Raw genomic sequence first — 18,592 nt, forward strand, 5'->3', positions numbered from 1 at the left:
GAGTCTGTGTTCTGACTTCGCGTATCACAGATAAAGAGTGGATGAGAATAATTTTTTGGAGGAAATATGAGAACGATCCATACAGATAAGATTATCCGTAGTATCAGGGACATGTGTATTGAAGCCAACCTGACCTTGTCGAAAGACATGAAGTGCAGGCTGAAAAGTGCAAAAGAGGCAGAAAAGACTCCGCTGGGAAAGCAGATCCTCTGCCAGCTCAATGAAAATATGAAAATTGCCGAAGAAGAACAGATCCCGATCTGTCAGGATACGGGGATGGCTGTTGTATTTTTGAATATCGGCCAGGATCTGCACATTGAAGGTATGGATCTCCACGATGCGGTCAATGAGGGTGTCAGACAGGGATATAAAGACGGATATCTGAGAAAATCTGTCGTAAAAGATCCTCTGATCAGGGAAAATACGAAAGATAATACACCGGCGATTGTGCATATCGACATCGTTTCCGGGGATAAACTTGAAATTTTAGTGGCTCCCAAGGGATTTGGAAGCGAAAATATGAGCCGGGTATTTATGCTGAAACCGGCAGACGGAGCGGAAGGTGTCAGGAAATCTGTTTTGGAAGCCGTGAAGGATGCAGGACCAAATGCGTGTCCGCCGATGGTCGTCGGAGTCGGTCTTGGGGGAAGCTTTGAAAAAGCAGCTTTTCTGGCAAAAAAAGCTCTGACCAGAAACCTTGATCAGAGATCTGAAAAAGAACATATTCGTACCTTGGAAGAAGAACTCTTACAGGAGATCAATCAGCTCGGAATCGGGCCGGGCGGACTCGGAGGCAGCACCACTGCCCTCGGAGTAAATATTGAGACTTATCCGACACATATAGCAGGAATGCCTCTTGCCGTAAATATATGCTGTCATGTCAACCGCCATGTACATCGGGTTTTATAAGGAGTTAGAGAGATGAATAAATATGTAACAGTGCCTGCCGGAGCCGGTGAACTGAAAAATCTGCGGGCAGGAGATTATGTTTATTTGACTGGGATGATTTATACTGCAAGAGATGCGGCTCATAAAAGACTGTATGAAACGGCAGAGGAGAAAAAGGAGATGCCGGTAGACTTAAAAAATCAGATTGTCTATTATCTCGGACCCACACCGGCAAGGGAAGGCCAGGTGATCGGTTCGGCAGGACCTACGACCAGCAGCCGCATGGATAAATATACCCCGTGTATGCTTTCTCTTGGACTAAAGGGTATGATAGGAAAAGGCAAGAGGTCTATGGATGTGATCGAGTCCATGAAAGAAAATGGCGCAGTCTATTTTGCAGCAGTAGGGGGCGCAGGAGCACTTTTGTCAAAGTGCATTAAAAAATCTGAAGTTGTTGCATATGAAGACTTGGGAACAGAGGCAATTCGGAAGCTTGAAGTTGAGAATCTTCCGGTAATCGTTGTGATCGACAGCCTTGGGAATAATTTGTATGAAACGGCAGTTGAAGATTATAAAGCAAAATTTTTGGAATAATCTTTAAAATATTGTCAACACTATACTTGTACTTCACAAATACTTAAAAAATGAAAGACAAGAAGGAGCAGATAATATGTTAAGGTATATTTTTGACCCCGAATTTAAAAAATATGGGAGAATAATAGAAGATTTTGATTTTAGCCAGCTGAAACAGTATATGGACCGTATAACGGCTTCAAAATATCTGGAAGAACAGCTGTCCGTCGAAGAGATGGAGAAAATGCCGGTGTGTCATAAGATTCAGTGCGAACTGTTTCATGAGCTTCCGGTACAGATTGGTTATATGAGCGGACATAATCACAGAATCCATGGAGTAGAGTATCACAAATCGAAAGTCATACATATTGCAGCGACAGACTGTGTTATGTACTTGGGTCTGAGCCAGGATATCGAACCAACCCACGAGTATCATACATCCAGAATGGAAGCGTTTTTTGTCCCGAAGGGCACAGCCGTGGAGTTAAACTGCGGCGTACTTCACTGTGCTCCATGCAATGTAAACGGATATGGGTTTAAGCTTATCTGTATTGCACCAAAACATACAAGTGAACCATTTTGTATGAAAGTAAGGACGGAAAAGGATAAGATTCTGTTTGCAAGGAACAAGTGGCTGATTGCTCATAAAGATTCCGATATTGAAGGGGCGTTTTACGGGCTCAAGGGTGATACAGAAGCAGTATAATAGAAGTCAGGACCAGTAACGGCATCAAATTTAATTTGGTGCTGTTTTTTTTGATTCTTTTATGTTTTTTTAGAATTTGACGATTTATCTGGATTTTAAGAGAAACAAGTTGCGCACACAAGCAACAAGTATTATTGTTTTCTTCGTTAAATAATAAACAAAAACGTCATGCTCGGACGTTCTTTGAAATTATTAACAAATTCCCTTTTTAACACTTGTTGTTTATTTTTAGAGCTCTTAAAATCGAAAGGAGAAATCATGCAAGACAATCAGAATATATCCGATGAATTGCTTCAGAAGATGGATGCGTATTGGCGTGCTGCAAACTACTTGTCTGCCGGACAGCTGTATTTATTGGATAATCCTCTGCTTCGTGAACCATTGACGGAAGAACAGATTAAGAAAAAAATCGTAGGACACTGGGGAACCGTGCCGGGACAGAACTTTATCTATACCCACTTAAACCGTTTGATTAAAGAGTATGACCTGGACATGATTTATAGCTCAGGACCTGGTCACGGCGGAAACTTTATGGTTGCCAATGCTTACTTAGAAGGAACTTACAGCGAAGTTTACCCAAATGTCAGCCGTGATATCGAAGGAATGAAAAAACTGTTCAAACAGTTTTCTTTCCCGGGAGGAATTTCAAGCCACGTTGCACCAGAGACACCGGGATCTATCCATGAAGGAGGAGAACTCGGTTATTCACTGGCACATTCTTTCGGAGCCGTACTTCCGATCCTTCACTTAAACGGATATAAGATCAGCAACCCGACAGTCTTCTCAAGAATTTCTCATGAAGAACTGGAAAAATTCTTCGAGGGATGCGGATGGAAGCCATACTTCGTAGAGGGCAGCGATCCGATGCCGATGACGATGGAATAGCCGGAACATATGGATCAGCTGAAAGAATGGTTATTAAGCTATCGTCCGGAAGAACTGTTTGATGAAAACGGAGAAAAGACACAAAACAGAAATCTTATCCGTTAAAGACGATCAAAGTATTATGCAGAAATAAATATTTTATTTTAATTACTCTGGCATTTGCAGTTATTTATGTGTCTCTGGGACTGACATCCGGATCAAGAATCTATTATGCAAAGTATGTCCTTGGAAATGAATATCTGAACAGTACAATGACTCTGTTTAACTACATACCTACTATATTGACGATACTCTTAATCCCTGTATTTACAAAGAAGTTTGGTAAGATCAAGGCTTTGATTGCAGGATTTACCTTTTACGGAGCCGGATTAATACTGGAAATTCTGATGCCGACTTCACTTCCGTTTCTCTATGCAGGGCTGGTTTTCCAGGGAATCGGACATGCGGCATTGGGATGGATTCTGGCAGCAGGAAGCTACGATGGGACTGCAGCAGTTCAGAGTGCTTCCGCAATCTTTGCGATCAAGTCGCTGTTTCTGTATATGCCTCTGATTATCACTGTGGCGGTACTCGTCATCTGGTACCTGTTCCTGGGAATTGATAAAATTTATCCGACTGTACAGAAGGATTTGAAAGCCAGGAGAGAAAAGAAAGCTTAAAATAGATAAAAAGGTAAGACACTAATATTTCTGTAGTTGTCTTACCTTTTTATATGCATATTATTTTATTAAATGATATTCCTTATAAAGTTTTATTCTCATATTCTCATCTCCGGCAGCAAGCCGGGCATCTTCAATTCTTCCATCCAGAAATAATCTCTGCATCAGAGATGCAAACATATACTCACCTTCAGCCCTTCCTTCAGTTTTTCCCAGCTCTTTGCTGAACTTCATCTGTGTAGCGTAATCGGATAGATTTTTCTGACAGAAGAGATATTCATCCATGCGATTCGGATCACGTTCTAGTTTTTCCAGTTCCTTGACGGCTTCCTCGATATAGGGATCTTTCTCAATTATCATACGTTCCTCCTCTCTGTCTGCACTGATAAGGCATGCCCACTTATATAGGGTTTTATGATTATCTTTTACTTCAGATTTGTTCAGCTTTTTTAATTCAATTACATGGATTTCCCATTGGTCACTATATAGAGTATATCGTTGATCTTCCCTCATATGAAAGGAAGAGTAAAAATAATTGGTATCCGTAAACTGATTGAATCCAAGAATACTGATATGTATTGATTTAGAACATGAATCATAAGTATGCCCTGATTTTAAATCTTGTGTATAAACTTTTGACAAATAGGAAAATACCCTTCTGTCCCAATATGCATAGGGTAATACCTGCATTTCGATATTAATCTTCCCTATGTCTTCAACAATTGTGTATAGATCCAGAATAGATAATTTGTCTTCCGGAATATCCTTAGGCAAATGCCGGTCTTTTACATGAATATTTCCGATTTTTTCTGGTTGAATGTGAAGGATACTGCTCAAAAAGCCTTTTAAGACTTTAGGTTGTTTCATAACTTGAGTGAAAGCATAGTCGTTTTTTAAAGATACAAAAATATTTTTTCTCATCTTTTGTTTTATCTCCTATAGTTTATCATGAAAGAACAATTATTTCAATAATATCTATTATTTTACAATATAATCACTATAATGTCAATTTTTTACATAAATTCTCATTCATCATTTGTCTGTCGCAATTATTTTAGTACCCATAAAAAAATAGAACAAATTCAAAATAAATAATAAGTTTTGTATTTTATGTGTATAAATTCGTAAATTATCAATAAAAGTTCGTAAGAAACAGAATTGAACAGCAATACAAGACAAGGTAGGATAATAGGACAAAGAAACAAAAAGGACAGTCAAGAGGAAAGGAGCATTATAGTTTGATGAAAAAGAGTCAAGTTTTAGCAGTTATGATGTTCGCCATGGTTTTTACCGGTTCCATACCTGCACAAGGGGTGTTTGCAAACGAATCGGCCAGACAGGCGGCAGTGAAAAGTGTGGCAAAAGCAAGTCAGACAGTAACCCAAAGTGATGCGTTGGAAGATAAGGATGGGTTAACCCTTACTGAGGGTGCAAAATTGATTGATGATGATAATTCCGGAAAAATGCTGGAGATCACAGCGGGCTATAATAATCAAAATAAGGGACACGCAGAATTTAAGAATCCGGAAACTTTGTTCAAAAAAACTGATTTTACTCTGCTGTCTGACATAAAAGTTTCAGAATTTGGTGATGACACAAAAGATAAAATAGCTGCTTTCGTTATCGGAACTGACAGTAGAAATATTCGTATTCTGCCACAGTCAGGAAAGCTTGGATACGGGGCATGTGAAGGCGGTACTTCTGAACACACGGTGGATCTGAATAACAAAGCAGAAACAGGAAAATGGTGTTCTGTAGCTTTGGTTTACACCGAGAATGAGACAAGCGGGCTGGTCACTGTCTATATGAATGGAGAAAAAGTATCAGACCAGACTGAAATAGGTTTTAAGTTAAGTGAAATGGACGGAATAACAGGAAAGATTGCACGATCCTATAATACAAATTTTCTTTTAAACGGTGTCTATGATCATATTGCTGTTAAAGATACTGCAACAAGTGAAAAGGATGCAAAAAAAGAGACAGCTGACCGTGTTTCTGAAAAAATTGAGCAGAGTGATGTTCAGGAGGCAGCGATTCCTGATAGAGATGATATCAGGGGCAATGTAACTCTAAAGAAAGTAACATCCAGCGGAACAAAAATTTCATGGAAATCTTCTGATGAATCTGTTATTTCTACAAAGGAAACAGCAAATGAAAATTATGATGCCGTTCCGGCAGGAATTGTAAACCGTCCTTCTGACGCAGATAAAAAAGTTACTCTGACAGCTACGTTTACGAGAGACGGAAAAAGTACAGATAAGACATATGAACTGACTGTAAAAAAAGCTGCAAAGAAACTGACGGAAGCTGATATGAAAGGATATTTCTTTACTTACTTTGCAGGAGAGGGTTATGATGATGGCGAGCAGATCTATTTTGCGTCAAGCCGTGACGGACTAAACTGGAACGATCTGAATGAAAATAATCCGGTACTTACTTCTAATCTTGGTGATAAGGGAGTGCGTGATCCATATATTATCCGTTCCCATGAAGGCGATAAATTTTATATGATCGCTACGGACCTGAAGATCAATGGTAAAAGCGGAGACAAATGGGGTGATGCTCAAACAAAAGGAAGCAAATGTCTTATGGTATGGGAGTCCAAAGATCTTGTGAACTGGTCTGAGCAGAGGATGGTTAAAGTAAATTCAGATAAAGCCGGATGTACCTGGGCACCGGAAGCTACTTATGATGAAAAGACAGGGGAATATATTGTTTATTGGGCTTCCAAAACCTCTGATGATAACTATGGAAAACAAAAACTATACTACTCTAAGACAAGAGATTTTTATACATTTACAGAACCAAAGGTGTTTATTGAAAAAAATCAGTCAAGTATAGATACAACAATATCATACAATGAAGCTGATGGATATTATTATCGTTATACAAAAAATGAGGGAAGTTCTAATAATGAACTGAATGCTAAGACTAAAACAATATTTATAGAGAGAAGCAAAACTCTTTTAAATGGAGATTGGGAGCATATTTCATCAGACTCTTTAAATGCAAACCAGTGGGTGGAAGGGCCTACTATGTTTAAATTTATCGGACAGAATAAGTGGTGTCTGCTTCTTGATAATTTCGGTGGGGGCGGATACTATCCTGTTGTGACAGAAGATCTCTCAAGCGGAGTATTTACAAAGCCTGAAAGCGCATATAAAATGCCGTCCAGAGCGCGGCACGGCACCCCAATCCAGGTAACCAATGAAGAATATAATGCCGTCATGAAAAAATGGGGAGATGTCGCCGAGGAAAAGGTGGAAGAATCTAAACAGGCCCCAATTGCAGAATATAATTTTGAGGACGGGGAAAAAGACATCGAGTTAAAGGCAAATGCAAAAATAGAGAAAGATTCCGATTCTAAATCTAATGTACTGAAACTTGACGGTACAGACGGCACCTTTGCACAGCTTCCATCCAGTCTATTTGAAGGAAGAAATAAGATGACCATTTCTATGGACGTAAAACCGGAGATGGATTCCGGAGCTTATTTTACTTTTGGTTTAGGAAAATCAGATAAGAAGTATATGTTCTTAAAACTTGCCGGAAAACAAGTGAAAAGTGTGATCACAAGTAATTCCTGGAATGGAGAGAACGGTGTTGATCAGAATCTCGAAGAAAGTACAAAAGGAAAGTGGCAGAATGTAAAAGTTGTCTTTGACGGACCGAAGATGCAGGTATATGTAAATAATGTACTGACAGGAACAAATGAAAATACGAAAATGTCCATTTCCGAATTGGGAAAGAATTTATCCGCATATTTGGGAAAATCTTTTTATAGCGGAGATAAATATTTCAACGGTTCCTTTGATAATATCAAAGTTTACAACAGAGCTTTCAGTCAAAAAGCTGTAGAGAACGAGTCACAGCTTGCAACATTAAAAGAGATGATAAATGGAGTCAAAAAGCTGAATGGAACGAAGTATACAGAAGAAAGCTTTGCGGCCTTGAAAAAGGCGGCCCAGAAACTGGAATCGTTGACTTATCCGACAGAAGCAGAACAAAAAGCAGCGGAAGAAGCATTCTATGATGCGCTGGCCGGGCTTGAAGTAAAAGGTGATACTTCCAATACCAACGGATTAAAGATTGTCATCCAGGCAGCAGAAAAGATCAAACAGCAGGGGTATACGAAGGCAAGCTTTGACCAGCTTCAGAAGGCATTAAAAGCGGCAGGGGAAGCTGCTAAGAATCCTTCTCTTACAAAAAGTCAGGCTGCTGTCCATATAGGGGCAATCCAAAAAGCGATGGATGGATTAAAGGCAGTACAGGTATCTAGAGTCACTGGACTTAAATCTTCTTCCAATAAGACTTCGTCACTAAAATTAAACTGGAACAAGGCTTCAGGTATATCTTCCTATGAACTGTACCGCTATAACAGCAGTAAGAAAAAATATGATAAGATCAAGACACTGAGTTCATCAGCATCATCTTATACCGATAAAAAATTAAAGTCAGGAACCATCTATACTTATCAGATCCGTGTGAAAAAGATTGACGGAGGAATTTCCTATTACGGTGTTTATACTAAATTAAAAACAGCTACAGCACCGGGCAAAGTCTCCGGATTAAAAGCAAAAAAAGCATCTAAAACAAAGATAAGATTAAGCTGGAAGAAAGTAAAAGGTGCTTCCGGCTATGCAATCTACATGAAGACCGGAAATGGAAAATATAAGAGAGTCAAGACAATCACAAAAGGCTCCACAGCCAAGTATACGAAGACAAAACTTAAGAAAGGCAGGAAGTATACATTCAAGATCCGGGCATACAAGAAGGCAGATAAGAATATTTACGGAAGTTATTCTTCTTCTAAAACATTAAAACTGAAATAAAAACAATAAAAAATCCTGAAAGTGATTTATCATTTTCAGGATTTTTTGCTTTTAAAAATTTATAAAGGTATATTAAGGCTGGTTTAAGAATAATGATTCATCCAAAAGAGACTTCAGGATATCTTCCTTTCGAAAAGCGGGATGAGCTTCGATCAGGCGACATATAGTGGAAATGATTTCAGGAGATTCTTCCAGGGCATCTGCTATTTCTTCGACCGATTTTCCTTTTCTCAATTTTTTCTCTGTCTGTTCAATTAATTTGAGATACTGTCCGGTCTTTGTTCCCTCTTTTCTCCCTTCTTTCATTCCTTCCTCTTTTCCTTCTTCTCTGCTGACTTTCATCTGCATTGCATAATCTGATAAATTTTTCTGACGAAACAGATATTCATCCATACGTTCAGGGTCCCGTTCCAGCTGCTTAAGTTCTTTGATAGCTTCTTCAATATAACAATCTTTTTCTAGCATTTTACGTTCCTCATCTCCTTCAGCAGATATAAAACGCGCCCATTGATAAAGTTTTGTATGCTTTGGCTGTACATGGGAAGCCCCAAGTTTGTTTAATTCAATGACATGGATCTCCCATTGGTCACTGTACAAAGACTGTCTGTTATCCTCCCGCATATGAAAGGAGGAATAAAAATAGTCAGTATCTGGAAATTGATTAAAGCCAAGAATACTGCCAGGAAATCCTTTTAGTATCTTAGGGTTTTTCATTACTTGTGTAAAAGCATAATCATTTTTTGTGTTCTCCTTTATTTTATCATGAATGGACAAAAATTTTAATATCACCTATAATTTTACAATAACATTGCTGAATTGTAAAATATTAGAAAAAAATAGATTTCGTAAATTTTTCAAACAAGTCCGTAAAATATTCAATTGAAGTTTTATACGGACTAGGTTAAACTAAATACAATCAACTTAATTCTTTCTCTAAGTACTTTTTAGTTGAGGAAAAAAATTAATTATTTCATAAAAAGAAGCCACTGCACATCATCTGCATGGCTTCTTTTTATATTATAATGATGTTCTGTTAACGACCTTACACTTTATCTTTAGGTACTGCTTTTCCAAACGATGATTTTCTCCATCCGCTATCATGTGGTCGGCGACTTCACAGGATTTTCTTCCTATTTGCTTCAAAGGAAGATTTACAGTCGTTAAAGGAGGATATAAATAAGCGGAGAGTTCCCGGTTGTCGAATCCGGTGACAGGAATGTCCTTACCGGGTGTGATGTTCTGATCATGGCACCAGTCATAAACTCCTCCCGCGATGATATCACTCATACATAAGATAGAATCCACAGATTTCCCCATCAAGGCAGCAGCTCCCTCACAGCCTGTCCGGCGGTTCCATTCGCCGTAATAAACAAACTTTTCGGAAAAGGGGAAATGAAATTCCAGAAGAGCACGCCGGAAGCCTTTCAGGCGTTCCGCAGTGTGGTAGCTTCCCGGTTTTCCGGCAATCAGTCCGGGATGTCGGAACCCTTTTTTTAGGACTGATTTAGTGATACGGTAGAAACCGTCCTCATCGTCTGCCAGCACAGAAGGGACCCCCGGGTCGGGGCTGGTACAGTAGGCCATGACAATCGGCAGATTCAGGCCGGAAGACACGGTTTTAATGTCACGTACATGGGGAGCTACATAGATGATGGCTCTGGCCTGTCTGGATCTCAGCTCGTTAATTTCATAATTTATGAGCTGCCCAAGATTGTTTTTTGTGTAATAAAAATCTCCGAATTTCTGGAACAGCCGTAAGTTTGTTAAAAGGATCTGATATTTGTGCTCTTCACAGTATTCTGTAATACCGTCAATGATATCAGGGGAGTTAAATACAGTCATATCCTCTGCGATTACCCCAATCGTGTTGGAGGTCTTTAATTTTAAATTTTTTGCAATATAATTCGGTGTATAGTTCAGCCGCTGGGCTGTCTTTCTCACAAGTTCAATGGTCTCTTTGCTGGCTTTGGCCTTTCCATTCAGAATGTTTGAGACGGTTGCGGTGGAGACATTGCAGGCAGCTGCGATTTCACGGATAGTAGTCATATCATAGGATCCTTTTCATGGAAGATAGAACAAAAGTGTACTTTACACACCTCGCAAATCAGTTTTTTCTATGCACAGCTTTTGTTCCGCGCGCGAAGCTGTGCATCCTGCCCGCAGGGCTTTTTTATTCCATAGGACGAACTTCCTATGGAATAAAAAATGGGACTGCTTGTACAGTCCCATTATACGTGGATTATCTTCTTTGGGCAAGTTCCATTTTGATGGTCATTTCATTGGCCTCATGTCTGTGGTAGAAAAACATGACGACTGCTCCGCCCAAAAACATAAGGATCGGAAGCCAGATGAAGTTGAACTTAATTGCCATCAGGGAGGAAGCCGCGATACCGGTGCCGACACAGGCGATGAGCCATCCGGCTACCAGCAGAGGAATCGCAGGGCCTGCAATGCCCATGATCACATGTCCGGTACTGGTCAGAGCCAGGCCAAAGATCATGGTAGTACATTTGTTGAATTTTTTCGTAATAAAAGGAATCAAAACCACGCCCAATACCTGGATCAGGGAAAGACCGTTGATCACGGGAACCAAATCTTTTCGGTCCAGATTATACTGAAAATAATAGACAAGGGAGGATGTACGAACCGTGTTGGCAAGCCAGTAAAAAAGGTTGGCTCCAACGATGATGACCCACGGCCAGTTTCCCTTGATTGCGCCGATACTTTTTTTGATGGAAATAGATTTCTCCGCCTGGGCGTTTTCCTCTCTCAGACAGGTAAATGCAAACAAAAACAAAATGACTCCGATGACGGCAAAGATGGCAACGGCACGGGTGAAGCCCGCACGGTCGTTTCCTCTTCCGAGAATACCGACCATTGGGAGAATGAAGGTAACGGCCAGAAAGTATCCTACATTTCCGCCTGTCATACGGTAGGAGTTCAGCACGATTCTCTCGTCTGCATCACTGCTTAAGTTGGGCAGGATAGAAGTAATCGGCGTTGAAATGCCGGAGTACAGCACTCCTGCGGTGATATAGGTGATGACTGCCCAGGCAATCTTTGCGGAGCCGGTCAGGTTCGGTGTCGTAATTTTTTCCGTATTTATTTCTTCTCCCATATCCCAGTCAGGGGTACTGGTGCTGTCGGTAAAGAGTCGGGCAAAAATACCTCCGTCTTTGGCAAAAGTGGACTGTCCGAACCGGTTTCTGGAAAGGTCCGGGCGGTTGATATGAGGCCCGGCTACGCTGTATGTAGATGCAGCTTCCCCACTTGTTCAGCTGACACATGGTCGTGGTCGCATGGTCTTTTTCAAAAGTCATGTCGGCCCTGCTGATGCTGCGGTTTTCAGGGAGTTTTACGTTCATCATAAAAGAATCTCCGCATAAGGTCATCGGTGAGTAATGAATAATAGGATGTCCGAAAGAATACCCCTTTTCATAAAATTGTTTTTCTGTATTATAAGGAGCCATGCGGTATGTCCAGGTTTTTTCTGAACCGGCTGGAAGTTCAGTCGGCTCTCTTTTGTAAATCCAATCTTTTAAAGGTCCCTCATCTTCGGCATAACCTCCTGCCAGGATTAATTTGTGAAACAAAATCCCGTCCAAAGAAGGGGAAACATTTTCAAAGAAAAGATTTTCATAGGCACAGTAAGTACCTACGGAAAAGGTTTCTCCGGCCGTCTGATAAACTCCGAGATGGGGACCCTGATTGTTTCTCCTGTGGAGGGCAATCTTCGTATAGTCGGGAGAGACAGACGGAAAGCGGCTGACTGCCGGATGTTTTTAAGGATATCCTTATCCCGGAACATGATGTAGGCAAAGGATGTCCAAACACCGAAATCCCGGATTACGAGAGGTTCCTGTTCTTTATTTAGAAGGGGGATATGGAAATCAAAAGTGTTAGGGTCAGAACTAAGGTCATAGATAAAGTTAAGTTTGAAACGGTCAAAATCATAGGAGATCACAGCTTTATTATGGGAAGAAAGATTAATAGACGGGGAGACATCCTGAGTCTGGTAAGTCTGATCACCTATGGACAGATCAAAAGAACCAAAAAGTTTATCCGCTTCCTTATATCCTGCCTCAGATAGATAAGAGGGATCCACTACCCAGTTCATGCATGAAGCATTTTTGTTGAATTCCAGACGGATGAGCTGCCCTTTGTCTGAAAAATCTGCTTTGAAGGTATTATTATGTATCATTTTAACATCCTTTCGTGGTATAATAATTTTATGTTAAACGTTTAATTTGTAAAAAATACATATAATAATTGTAAGAGTTTTATGTAATTTGTATAAAGTCTTTAAAGCGATAGGTTGATGAAGCTATCCAGGTTGTCTACTTGTCGCAGGTTTGTCTTGTGTTTTTTCAAAAACAAACAAACTATAATCTAAAATTAAACAACTTATGGAAAACATATACATGAAATTCGTAAAAATTTTAAACAAGTTCATAGGATATTAGGTCGAAAAAATTCATGAACCTTGTAGAATACAAAGTAACAGGAAACACAAGGGATAAATTAGGAGTTGTAAAAAATGAACTATGTATTTGATGAAAAATTCAGCAGGTATGGTGAAGTAGTAAACCAGTTTGATTTCACCGGTGTTGTGGAGTTAATGAAAGGCGTACAAGTTGATAAAGGCATCAAACAGACAGAATCTGCAAGAGAACTTGAGTGCAGGAAAAGTTATTTAACGGAAAGGAAATACAAGTGGGATGGTGTCTGGGACATAACCATAAAATCAATATGGTGGAGTACCATAAAACCTGTCAGCTGTTTATAACGGCTTCCGATTGTGTCATGTTTTTTGGAGAAAAGAAAAATATGGAGTTTAATCAGGTGTATAACACAAAATATATGGAAGGCTTCTTTATTCCTAAGGGAACTGCGTTAAAGATCAATCCGGAAGTACTTCATTGTACTCCGTGTAATATCAACAGCTATGGATTCAAAGTGATTTCAGTGAATGTTAGGCACACGAATGAACCTTTGGAAATTCAGACAGGAGACAGAAAAGACCGAACACTGTTTGCAAATAGAGAAGCAGGCGTGGAAGGTGCCTTTTGCGGATTAAAAGGAGATACAATAGCTGTATATCAGAAAACACAGAATTTCCGATGATAGAAAAAGGCAGCCTCAATCAGTATAGACTCATTGAGACTGTCTTTGTTCAATAATTGAGCAACTGAGGAAATCCCCTTTTGATTATTTCAGGATTTTGGGAAACTGTTTCTTTGATTGTTCATATGTTTCAGATTCCTCGAGTACACGTCCGAGCACAGACTCAGCGTTATTTGTGGCATCCTCCAGGGGAACAACAAGAAGCTTTTTGTTCCCAAACCTTGTCGTCTTTTCAACTTCTGTGTTGGATGCGATGATTACATAATCAGCCTCATCAATCTGCTCCGGAGTAAATTCTCCACCGATTCCCTGTGCGCCGTGTGTCTCTGTCCTGATTTCATAACCAAGGGCTTCAGCAGCCGATTCAAGCTGTTCAGCAGCAACATAGGTTTGGACCATTCCGGTCGGGCATTTTGTGATACAAAGTAGTTTCATAAATGTCTCCTCCATTCTTATGTTACTCCTTCTTAGAATTCTATTATAGCATAAACATTGGCGCAATCTTATACAAAAATGGAAAACAAAAAGAAGGATTTTATGTAATATAATTTGTAAATTTAGCTAAAATATATGACGCATTAACAAAATATCATGCAATATAAACAACTTGTGCGTACCACCGTACAAGTTTTAAAATAAATTTTGCAGGGAGGAAACATATGGCTAATAAAGCGGGTTCAATGAAATATTTTAAGCTGAAAGAAGATCTGAAAAATGATATTTTATCCGGAATTTACAAGCCCGGAGACAAAATGCCTTCAGAAAATCAGCTGGCGCGGGAGCTGTCTATCAGCCGGCATACAGTGAGAAAAGCACTCTCAATTCTGGAAGACGAAGGGTATATCGTTGCATATCACGGAAAGGGCACTTTTTGTACGGAGCGGGCAATCCATAAAAAGCAGTCCAGAAATATTGCCGTTATCACAACTTATATATCAGATTATATTTTTCCGCAGGTGCTAAACGGGATTAACCAGGTTCTCACGGAAAACGGTTACAGTCTGATGTTTAAGACAACAGGAAACAGCCGTGTCAATGAGACAAAATGTCTGGAGGATATTCTGACGAAAGATGTTGACGGTCTAATCATAGAACCGAGTAAGAGTGAACTGTTTTGTAAACATCCGAATCTTTATCAGACGCTGGATCAATATGAGATTCCCTATGTTTTTATTCAGGGTGTTTACTCTGAGATGACAGATAAACCTTATATCGTAATGGATGACTGTAAGGGAGGATATCTTCTGACAAAACATTTGATTGAAACAGGGCACAGATTTATCGCAGGAATTTTTAAGGCGGACGATTATCAGGGAAAAGAACGCCACAGGGGCTATGTCATGGCTCTGAATGAGGCGGGTATCCCGTATAATCCTGATGCGGTCATATGGTTCCACACAGAAGACAGGGCATCAAAGCCCAGGGGAGAAATTCACAGAATGACAAAAGAGGGATTCCCGATGGACGCGGTAGTCTGTTATAACGACCAGATCGCGCTGGAGATTATTTACGAGCTGGAGGCTTTGGGGATCAGCATACCGGATGATATATCTGTCACTGGATATGATAATTCGGCTTTGGCAAGGCTGGGAGTCATTAAACTGACCACAATTGCCCATCCGCAGAAAAAGCTCGGGGAGATGGCCGGACAGCTTCTGCTGGAACAGATTCAGGGAATACCAAATGAAAAATCAAAAGTAACAAGAGTGATCGAGCCTGAACTCATCGTCAGGAACTCGTGTAAAGACAGACGCAGGATGGAGGAAAAAAGATGAACACAAAAAAATATCAATTTTGGTTTGCAACAGGATCACAGGATTTATATGGAGAAGAATGTCTTTTTCATGTAGCACAACACTCAAAAATAATCGTGGAAGCACTGAATAAGTCAGGTATCCTTCCCTATGAAATTGTGTGGAAGCCTACTCTGATTGATAATGCATCCATAAGAAGAACTTTTAATGAAGCAAACTCAGATGAGAACTGTGCCGGAGTCATCACATGGATGCATACGTTTTCTCCTGCAAAATCATGGATTTTGGGGCTGCAGGAATACAGAAAGCCGCTGCTTCATTTACATACGCAGTTTAATCAGGAGATTCCGTATCAGACAATTGATATGGATTTTATGAACGAGAATCAGTCAGCACATGGCGACAGAGAGTATGGACATATTGTTTCACGCATGGGAATTGAGCGGAAAGTTGTCGTAGGATTCTGGGACGATGAGAGAGTAAAGAGAGAAATTGCTTCCTGGATGAGAACTGCTGTCGGAATCATGGAGAGCAGCCATATACGTGTGGCGCGTGTGGCAGACAACATGAGGAATGTAGCGGTCACAGAGGGAGATAAAGTAGAAGCCCAGATCAAATTCGGATGGGAGATCGACGCATATCCAGTCAATGAAATCGCAGATTATGTTGAGGCTGTCTCTAAAGGTGATACGGATGCGCTGGTAGAAGAATATTACGACAAATACGAAATTCTTCTGGAGGGAAGAGATGCCGGAGAATTTAAAAAACATGCCGCCGTTCAGGCTCAGATCGAACTCGGATTCGAGAAATTCCTGACGGAAAAAGATTATCAGGCCATTGTGACTCATTTTGGGGATCTCGGCTCTTTAAAACAGCTTCCGGGTCTTGCGATTCAGAGACTGATGGAGAAAGGATACGGTTTCGGAGCGGAAGGAGACTGGAAGACGGCTGCTATGGTGCGTCTGATGAAGATTATGACGGCAGGAAAGAAAGACGCAAAGGGAACCTCTTTCATGGAAGATTACACCTATAACTTTGTGCCTGGAAAAGAGGGAATTCTTCAGGCTCATATGCTGGAAGTATGTCCGACGATTGCGGAGGGACCGATAAGCATCAAAGTAAATCCTCTCTCCATGGGAGACAGGGAAGACCCCGCAAGACTTGTCTTTACGGCAAAAGAAGGGCCGGCAGTTGCCACATCTTTAGTTGATCTCGGACACAGGTTCCGCCTGATCATTAATGAGGTTGACTGCAAAAAGACGGAACAGCCGATGCCGAAGCTTCCGGTTGCCACTGCGTTCTGGACTCCGAAACCGAATCTTCCGGTAGGCGCCGAGGCGTGGATTCTGGCAGGCGGAGCCCATCACACAGCGTTCTCATATGATCTGACCGCACAGCAGATGGGAGATTGGGCAGATGCTATGGGAATTGAGGCTGTTTATATAGATGCCAATACCAATATCCGTAACTTTAAAAATGAATTAAGATGGAACGAAGCAGCCTTCAGATAGAATTCTGAGGGCCTTGGGTCCACAGCAGGAGGAGATCAAATGGAAATGAACAGTGTAAAAAGTGCAATTGAAAACGGGAAAACAGCGCTTGGGATTGAATTTGGTTCCACAAGGATCAAGGCGATCCTCGTAGGGGAGGACAATGCTCCGATTGCATCCGGAAGTCATGACTGGGAAAACCGGCTGGAGAACAATATCTGGACTTATAGTCTGGATGATATCTGGACCGGGCTTAAAGACAGCTACCGGAAGATGGCCGAGGATGTGAAGAGCAAGTATGGAATTGAATTGGAAACCATTGGAGCCATTGGGTTCAGTGCTATGATGCACGGTTATATGGCGTTTGACAAAGACGGAGAACTTCTTGTGCCATTCAGAACGTGGAGAAATACCATGACAGAGGAAGCATCAGAAAAACTTACAGAGGAATTTAACTATCATATTCCTCAGAGATGGAGTATCGCGCATCTTTATCAGGCGGTTCTCAATGGGGAAGAGCATGTGAAAGAGATTACATATCTTACGACTCTGGCGGGCTATGTGCACTGGAAACTTTGCGGAAGCAAGGTTCTGGGAGTAGGAGAAGCTTCCGGTATGTTCCCGATTGACATCGAAACGAAAAATTACAATGAAACAATGATTTCCAAATTTGATGAACTTGTTGCGGACAAAGGATATCCGTGGAAATTAAAAGAGATTCTTCCGGAAGTCCTTGTGGCAGGAGAAAATGCCGGAGTATTGACGGAAGAAGGTGCGCAACTCCTGGACCCGAGCGGAAAACTTAAGGCGGGAGTTCCGATGTGCCCTCCGGAAGGAGATGCGGGAACCGGCATGGCTGCGACCAACAGTGTGGCCGTGAAGACTGGAAATGTTTCTGCCGGAACGAGTGTGTTTGCCATGATCGTGTTGGAGAAAGAGCTTTCCAAGGTTTATCCTGAGATTGACCTTGTAACTACGCCGACCGGAAATCTGGTGGCCATGGTCCACTGCAACAACTGTACTTCGGATCTGAATGCATGGGTGAATCTGTTTAAAGAATTTGCTGAAAGCTTCGGTATTGAAAACACAGATATGAACAAGCTCTTTGGTAAGTTATATAGTAAAGCCCTGGAAGGGGATGCGGACTGCGGAGGACTTCTGGCATATAACTATTTTTCCGGGGAGCATATCACCGGATTTGAGGAAGGACGTCCTCTGTTCGTGAGACAGCCGGACAGCAAATTTAATCTGGCAAACTTCATGCGTGTTCACCTGTTTACGGCCCTCGGTGCGTTAAAGACCGGCCTGGATATTCTGATGAAGCAGGAAAATGTACAGGTGGAAAAGCTGCTTGGCCATGGAGGGTTATTTAAGACAAAAGGTGTCGGTCAGAAGATTATGGCTGCGGCAGTCAACGCACCGGTTTCTGTTATGGAAACCGCGGGAGAAGGCGGAGCCTGGGGAATTGCCCTGTTGGCATCTTATATGAAAAATAAAACAGAAGGGGAAACACTGGATGATTATCTGATTCAAGAAGTATTTGCAGAAGACGAAGGAATCAGTATGGAACCGGATGAAAAAGACGTAAAAGGCTTTGATACATTTATAAAAAGATATACAGAGGGACTTCCAATTGAACGTGCGGCAGTGAATGCATTGAAACAAATGTAAAAGTGGGGTA

19 protein-coding genes are annotated in these 18,592 nt (G+C 41.0%); 12 read left to right on the plus strand and 7 right to left on the minus strand.

Annotation, left to right across the window (positions count from 1 at the left end):
- Nucleotides 1-66 precede the first annotated feature (66 nt).
- From QGT46_RS11515 to QGT46_RS11535, 6 genes are all read left to right on the plus strand, one after another.
- Nucleotides 67-909, plus strand: a complete 843-nt coding sequence (locus tag QGT46_RS11515; RefSeq protein ID WP_024729048.1) for a fumarate hydratase — start codon at nt 67-69, stop codon at nt 907-909.
- 12 nt (nt 910-921) lie between these two features.
- Nucleotides 922-1,482 carry a Fe-S-containing hydro-lyase gene (locus tag QGT46_RS11520; protein WP_148459816.1) on the plus strand — a complete coding sequence of 187 codons (561 nt, stop codon included), beginning with the start codon at nt 922-924 and terminating at the stop codon, nt 1,480-1,482.
- Between the two features lie 76 nt (nt 1,483-1,558).
- Nucleotides 1,559-2,167 carry a DUF4867 family protein gene (locus QGT46_RS11525; protein ID WP_024729046.1) on the plus strand — a complete coding sequence of 203 codons (609 nt, stop codon included), beginning with the start codon at nt 1,559-1,561 and terminating at the stop codon, nt 2,165-2,167.
- Nucleotides 2,168-2,425: 258 nt separating this feature from the next.
- Nucleotides 2,426-3,052, plus strand: coding sequence for a hypothetical protein (locus QGT46_RS11530; RefSeq protein WP_330655834.1), 627 nt, complete (start codon nt 2,426-2,428; stop codon nt 3,050-3,052).
- Between the two features lie 9 nt (nt 3,053-3,061).
- Nucleotides 3,062-3,157 (plus strand): hypothetical protein, encoded by a 96-nt coding sequence (locus QGT46_RS17005; RefSeq protein WP_330655835.1) that lies wholly within the window; start codon nt 3,062-3,064, stop codon nt 3,155-3,157.
- Nucleotides 3,158-3,192: 35 nt separating this feature from the next.
- Nucleotides 3,193-3,711 (plus strand): MFS transporter, encoded by a 519-nt coding sequence (locus tag QGT46_RS11535; protein WP_235824656.1) that lies wholly within the window; start codon nt 3,193-3,195, stop codon nt 3,709-3,711.
- 60 nt (nt 3,712-3,771) lie between these two features.
- On the opposite strand, the gene QGT46_RS11540 is transcribed toward QGT46_RS11535, so the two are convergent.
- Nucleotides 3,772-4,632 carry an Rpn family recombination-promoting nuclease/putative transposase gene (locus QGT46_RS11540; protein ID WP_148459815.1) on the minus strand — a complete coding sequence of 287 codons (861 nt, stop codon included), beginning with the start codon at nt 4,630-4,632 and terminating at the stop codon, nt 3,772-3,774.
- Nucleotides 4,633-4,952: 320 nt separating this feature from the next.
- Between QGT46_RS11540 and QGT46_RS11545 the strand changes: the two genes are divergently transcribed.
- The gene (locus QGT46_RS11545; protein WP_148459814.1) at nt 4,953-8,543 is read left to right on the plus strand and encodes a LamG-like jellyroll fold domain-containing protein; all 3,591 of its coding nucleotides are present in this window, start codon (nt 4,953-4,955) and stop codon (nt 8,541-8,543) included.
- A gap of 72 nt (nt 8,544-8,615) precedes the next feature.
- On the opposite strand, the gene QGT46_RS11550 is transcribed toward QGT46_RS11545, so the two are convergent.
- The 5 genes from QGT46_RS11550 to QGT46_RS11570 form a co-directional block, all read right to left on the minus strand.
- Nucleotides 8,616-9,257, minus strand: coding sequence for a PD-(D/E)XK nuclease family transposase (locus QGT46_RS11550; RefSeq protein WP_148459831.1), 642 nt, complete (start codon nt 9,255-9,257; stop codon nt 8,616-8,618).
- A gap of 303 nt (nt 9,258-9,560) precedes the next feature.
- Nucleotides 9,561-10,589 (minus strand): LacI family DNA-binding transcriptional regulator, encoded by a 1,029-nt coding sequence (locus tag QGT46_RS11555; RefSeq protein ID WP_024729042.1) that lies wholly within the window; start codon nt 10,587-10,589, stop codon nt 9,561-9,563.
- A 193-nt stretch (nt 10,590-10,782) separates the two neighbouring features.
- The gene (locus QGT46_RS11560; RefSeq protein ID WP_024729041.1) at nt 10,783-11,661 is read right to left on the minus strand and encodes an MFS transporter; all 879 of its coding nucleotides are present in this window, start codon (nt 11,659-11,661) and stop codon (nt 10,783-10,785) included.
- 7 nt (nt 11,662-11,668) lie between these two features.
- The gene (locus QGT46_RS11565; RefSeq protein WP_024729040.1) at nt 11,669-12,136 is read right to left on the minus strand and encodes a hypothetical protein; all 468 of its coding nucleotides are present in this window, start codon (nt 12,134-12,136) and stop codon (nt 11,669-11,671) included.
- 62 nt (nt 12,137-12,198) lie between these two features.
- The gene (locus QGT46_RS11570) at nt 12,199-12,744 is read right to left on the minus strand and encodes a hypothetical protein (RefSeq protein WP_024729039.1); all 546 of its coding nucleotides are present in this window, start codon (nt 12,742-12,744) and stop codon (nt 12,199-12,201) included.
- A 336-nt stretch (nt 12,745-13,080) separates the two neighbouring features.
- Between QGT46_RS11570 and QGT46_RS11575 the strand changes: the two genes are divergently transcribed.
- Both QGT46_RS11575 and QGT46_RS11580 read left to right on the plus strand, forming a co-directional pair.
- Nucleotides 13,081-13,329 carry a hypothetical protein gene (locus tag QGT46_RS11575; RefSeq protein WP_024729038.1) on the plus strand — a complete coding sequence of 83 codons (249 nt, stop codon included), beginning with the start codon at nt 13,081-13,083 and terminating at the stop codon, nt 13,327-13,329.
- A complete protein-coding gene (locus QGT46_RS11580) occupies nt 13,257-13,667 on the plus strand; it encodes a DUF4867 family protein (protein ID WP_158221724.1) in 411 nt (136 codons plus the stop codon). The genes QGT46_RS11575 and QGT46_RS11580 overlap by 73 nt, the downstream gene beginning before the upstream one ends.
- Nucleotides 13,668-13,751: 84 nt before the next feature.
- Here QGT46_RS11580 and QGT46_RS11585 read toward each other — a convergent pair whose 3' ends face one another.
- Entirely contained in the window at nt 13,752-14,102 is a 351-nt protein-coding gene (locus tag QGT46_RS11585) for a PTS fructose transporter subunit IIB (protein ID WP_024729036.1), read from the minus strand.
- Between the two features lie 224 nt (nt 14,103-14,326).
- On the opposite strand from QGT46_RS11585, the gene QGT46_RS11590 reads away from it, so the two are divergent.
- The 3 genes from QGT46_RS11590 to QGT46_RS11600 are packed head-to-tail and all read left to right on the plus strand — an operon-like array spanning nt 14,327 to nt 18,582.
- Nucleotides 14,327-15,442 carry a GntR family transcriptional regulator gene (locus QGT46_RS11590; protein WP_024729035.1) on the plus strand — a complete coding sequence of 372 codons (1,116 nt, stop codon included), beginning with the start codon at nt 14,327-14,329 and terminating at the stop codon, nt 15,440-15,442.
- Nucleotides 15,439-16,932, plus strand: coding sequence for an L-arabinose isomerase (araA, locus tag QGT46_RS11595; RefSeq protein WP_024729034.1), 1,494 nt, complete (start codon nt 15,439-15,441; stop codon nt 16,930-16,932). The genes QGT46_RS11590 and araA overlap by 4 nt, the downstream gene beginning before the upstream one ends.
- Before the next feature lie 45 nt (nt 16,933-16,977).
- The gene (locus tag QGT46_RS11600; RefSeq protein WP_369882360.1) at nt 16,978-18,582 is read left to right on the plus strand and encodes a xylulokinase; all 1,605 of its coding nucleotides are present in this window, start codon (nt 16,978-16,980) and stop codon (nt 18,580-18,582) included.
- Nucleotides 18,583-18,592: the final 10 nt, after the last annotated feature.

This window comes from Anaerostipes faecis, from assembly GCF_910574135.1.
Taxonomy (GTDB): domain Bacteria; phylum Bacillota; class Clostridia; order Lachnospirales; family Lachnospiraceae; genus Anaerostipes; species Anaerostipes hominis.

Bases quoted from the DNA above. Each gene is read 5' to 3' on its own strand.
- QGT46_RS11515 (WP_024729048.1), top strand. From the start codon at position 67: ATGAGAACGATCCATACAGATAAGATTATCCGTAGTATCAGGGACATG.
- QGT46_RS11520 (WP_148459816.1), top strand. From the start codon at position 922: ATGAATAAATATGTAACAGTGCCTGCCGGAGCCGGTGAACTGAAAAAT.
- QGT46_RS11525 (WP_024729046.1), top strand. From the start codon at position 1,559: ATGTTAAGGTATATTTTTGACCCCGAATTTAAAAAATATGGGAGAATA.
- QGT46_RS11530 (WP_330655834.1), top strand. From the start codon at position 2,426: ATGCAAGACAATCAGAATATATCCGATGAATTGCTTCAGAAGATGGAT.
- QGT46_RS17005 (WP_330655835.1), top strand. From the start codon at position 3,062: ATGGATCAGCTGAAAGAATGGTTATTAAGCTATCGTCCGGAAGAACTG.
- QGT46_RS11540 (WP_148459815.1), bottom strand. From the start codon at position 4,632: ATGAGAAAAAATATTTTTGTATCTTTAAAAAACGACTATGCTTTCACT.
- QGT46_RS11545 (WP_148459814.1), top strand. From the start codon at position 4,953: ATGAAAAAGAGTCAAGTTTTAGCAGTTATGATGTTCGCCATGGTTTTT.
- QGT46_RS11550 (WP_148459831.1), bottom strand. From the start codon at position 9,257: ATGAAAAACCCTAAGATACTAAAAGGATTTCCTGGCAGTATTCTTGGC.
- QGT46_RS11555 (WP_024729042.1), bottom strand. From the start codon at position 10,589: ATGACTACTATCCGTGAAATCGCAGCTGCCTGCAATGTCTCCACCGCA.
- QGT46_RS11560 (WP_024729041.1), bottom strand. From the start codon at position 11,661: ATGGGAGAAGAAATAAATACGGAAAAAATTACGACACCGAACCTGACC.
- QGT46_RS11570 (WP_024729039.1), bottom strand. From the start codon at position 12,744: ATGATACATAATAATACCTTCAAAGCAGATTTTTCAGACAAAGGGCAG.
- QGT46_RS11575 (WP_024729038.1), top strand. From the start codon at position 13,081: ATGAACTATGTATTTGATGAAAAATTCAGCAGGTATGGTGAAGTAGTA.
- QGT46_RS11585 (WP_024729036.1), bottom strand. From the start codon at position 14,102: ATGAAACTACTTTGTATCACAAAATGCCCGACCGGAATGGTCCAAACC.
- QGT46_RS11590 (WP_024729035.1), top strand. From the start codon at position 14,327: ATGGCTAATAAAGCGGGTTCAATGAAATATTTTAAGCTGAAAGAAGAT.
- araA (WP_024729034.1), top strand. From the start codon at position 15,439: ATGAACACAAAAAAATATCAATTTTGGTTTGCAACAGGATCACAGGAT.
- QGT46_RS11600 (WP_369882360.1), top strand. From the start codon at position 16,978: ATGAACAGTGTAAAAAGTGCAATTGAAAACGGGAAAACAGCGCTTGGG.